This is a genomic window from Actinosynnema sp. (assembly GCF_052038725.1).
The window spans coordinates 1-2,888 of sequence record NZ_JBQGCX010000459.1 but is presented as its reverse complement, the minus strand read 5'-3'; the positions used below and the strand labels follow the sequence as shown (position 1 = coordinate 2,888).

The following is a 2,888-nucleotide window of genomic DNA, read 5'->3' as shown; positions in this document are numbered from 1 at the left end:
CTCGGCGAGCAGCCCGTCGACCCGGTCGGCGAGCGCGCCGCGCCGCGAGACGACCACGTGCTCGGCGGCGGCGTAGCGCTCGGCGGTCAGCTCGCCCCGCGCCAGCTCGTGGTCCTCGCGCAGCACCACCGAGGGCCGGTCCCGCCGCACCGGCTCGTGGTGCACGTCGGGCGAGGGCGCCGGGCCCGCGCTGGTGCCCAGGTCGACGCCCTCCAGCGCCTCCCGACCGTCCGAATCGGACTCGCCGAGGAACCGCAGCCGGACCCCCGGCGCGCGCTCCCGGACGGCGGCCAGCACCCCCGGCCCGACCAGCTCGGTCACGGCGTCGTGCCACCGCAGGCAGAACACCCGGTCCAGCTCCGCCGGGTCGACCTCGCGCCGGGGCGAGAGCACCGCCTCGGCCTCCCTGACCAGCCGCCGCACCTCGCCGCGCACCGCGACGGCGTACTCGGTGGGCACCATGCCCCGCCCGCTGCGCACCAGGATCTCGTCCCCGGTGGCCCGCCGGATCCTGGTCAGCGCCCGGCTCACGGCGGGCGCGGTCAGGTGCAGCCGCCGCGCCGCGCCGGTGACACCGCCCTCTTCCAGGAGGGCTTCCAGGGCGCGCAGGAGGTTCAGGTCGAGGAGCACGGGGCGACTGTACGGAAGGGCCTCGCCCCGGCCGGGCAAGATCACCCGCCCGCCGGGCCGGGAACGGCGCGCCCTGCGGTGGTCCTGTCGGCGGGGGTCCGCGGTTCGGCGGAAAAGCCCTGCTCGGCGTCGGAAATGCGCGCCACCCGCTTCCCCCGGTCGTCCTGACCCGGTCGGGTGGTCCGCCCGCCCGGCGGGGTCGCCCGCCGCGGGCGCGCTCCTCCCGATGATGATCTCGGCGCGGCGGACCGGCTGACCGGGCGGGGCCGGAAGGCCGCCCCCGGTATCGGTTCGGAATGCCCCGGGAAAACATTTTCGGGGTCATTGTCGTCCGATTTCGGACACGTTCCCGCGAGCGCCGGGCGAACACTGTCCGCTACTTCGGCGGGTGCGGACGGGGGCAGCGGGCGGCGGGCGCGCGGGATGCCGAACACGTGTCGTGAGCAGACTTGTCGCAGCTCTCCGGGCCTCACCGGCTGCGTCGGACGAACCACGCGGCCGTCACCCCGTGCGCAATACGGCGGTTACATCCCTCAGCGTAGTGACAGGACGTGCTCATGCCGATACGTTCGATGAGGTCTTGGCAGACCGGGTTCGGGAAAGCGGTCGGGGACGTTCCCGTTATGGCGAGGTGGCGACCAATGCGGATCTTCGGCGTCGAACGCGGGGCTTTGTCCGATCGGTCCGCGCACCCCGAGTCCGGGTGATCCGATAACCCGGCGAGCCGCCTTTCCGGGCTCGCCCGCGCTGTACCCGAGAATCCGACGCGACATCCGGCCGACCGCCGGTGCGCGCTTCACCCGAAGCCTTGTCCGGGTCCCCCACGAATGCGGCGGGACGGGCCGCGCGCCCGTCGTCCCGGCGCGGAGCGGGCGGGCCGGGACCGGCGCGGCACGACCCGAGGCACTCCGGAGGAGAACGAGCGCATGGTGCAGACGGCCGACCACCCGAGCGCGGGGGAGACCGCCGCGTCGAACCCGCTGGCGTACTCGCCCCGCCTGGTCAAGGCGCTCCCGCCGCTGGAGGCGCGCGGCCGGGTGCTCAAGCCCTACGCGATGTTCGCCGACCCCGCGCGCGCCGCCGAGGTCCCCGACCCGCGGTGGCTGGGCGAGCGGGCCGCCGCCGTGCTGGGCGAGACCCTCGACGCGGGCGATCACCCGCTCGGGTTCCTGATCCTGCACTACGGCTGCGACGGCGACTACCTGCTGGTGAGCCAGTGGTACGACGCCAACATGCTCAAGCACTGGGTGCGCGGCCTGACCCCCGCCGCCGACGGCTCGACCACCACCGCCCCGCTGGCGCAGCGCGACCTGGTGGCCTGCGTGTGGGAGCTGGAGGTCATGCGGTTCGAGCGCGACGCCTGGGTCAACACCGTGCTGGCGCGCGGGACCCTCGACGACGACGCCCGCGCGGCCTACCTGGCCACGACCTTCTCGGGGTGGGTGTGAGCGACGTCGAGGTGCGGCCGATCGAGCCGGACCAGCTCCACGGGCTCCTGGAGCTGTGCCGCGAGCACGCCGCCTACGAGAGGGCCGGGTTCCGGGAGAGCGGCCAGGTCGAGCGCTGGCGCGCGGCCCTGTTCGGGGACCGGCCGGTGCTGCACGGCTGGGTGGCCGTCGACGGCGGCGGGCGCCTGTGCGGCTACATGACCGCCACGATCGACTTCGCCACCTGGGGCGCGGAGCCGTTCGCCTACCTGGACTGCCTCTACCTGCGCGAGCCCTACCGGGGCTCCGGTCTCGGCCGGGCGTTCTTCGAGCGGCTGCGCGGGTTCGCCGCCGCGCGCGGGTGCGCCCGCGTCGAGTGGCAGACCCCGCCGGACAACGAGCTGGGCATCGGCTTCTACCGGCGCATGGGCGCCACCGACAGGCCCAAGGCCCGCTTCAGCTACGACGTCGACGGGCAGGCCGACGGCACCGGGCAGGTCGCCCCGTGACCACCACGCCCGCCCGCACCGCGCCCCTGCCGCCCTGGTCGCTCGACCCCGCCGACCGCGCCCTGCCCCCGCCCCCGCTCGGCGACCTCGTCCGCGCGGCGGCGGCCAACTGGCCCGACCGCCCCGCCGTCCACGACGGCCGCTCCGGCTTCACCTTCGCCGAGCTGGAGCGCGGGGCGCGGGCACTGGCCGCCCGGCTCGCGGAGCTGGGCGTGCGGCCGGGCGACCGGGTCGCCGTCCTCGCGGAGAAGTCCGCGCTCGTGCCCGCGCTGGCCATCGCCGCCTGGAAGCTCGGCGCCGTCTACGCCCCGCTCGACGCCGC

Annotated in this window: 4 protein-coding genes; 3 read left to right on the top strand and 1 reads right to left on the bottom strand. The window is 75.7% G+C overall.

Annotated features, from left to right (window positions below):
• Positions 1 to 630, bottom strand: a 630-nt coding sequence (locus tag ACTUAL_RS09270) for a LysR family transcriptional regulator (protein ID WP_440899962.1), incomplete at its 3' end; no start/stop codon positions are given.
• Positions 631 to 1,556: 926 nt separating this feature from the next.
• Here ACTUAL_RS09270 and ACTUAL_RS09265 point away from each other — a divergent pair.
• From ACTUAL_RS09265 to ACTUAL_RS09255, 3 genes are all read left to right on the top strand, one after another.
• Entirely contained in the window at positions 1,557 to 2,078 is a 522-nt protein-coding gene (locus tag ACTUAL_RS09265; protein WP_096495308.1) for a hypothetical protein, read from the top strand.
• Entirely contained in the window at positions 2,075 to 2,566 is a 492-nt protein-coding gene (locus tag ACTUAL_RS09260) for an N-acetyltransferase family protein (protein ID WP_440899961.1), read from the top strand. Before ACTUAL_RS09265 ends, ACTUAL_RS09260 begins: the two co-directional genes overlap by 4 nt.
• The coding region (locus ACTUAL_RS09255; RefSeq protein ID WP_440899960.1) for an AMP-binding protein at positions 2,563 to 2,888 on the top strand (326 nt) is incomplete at its 3' end. The genes ACTUAL_RS09260 and ACTUAL_RS09255, both read left to right, overlap by 4 nt.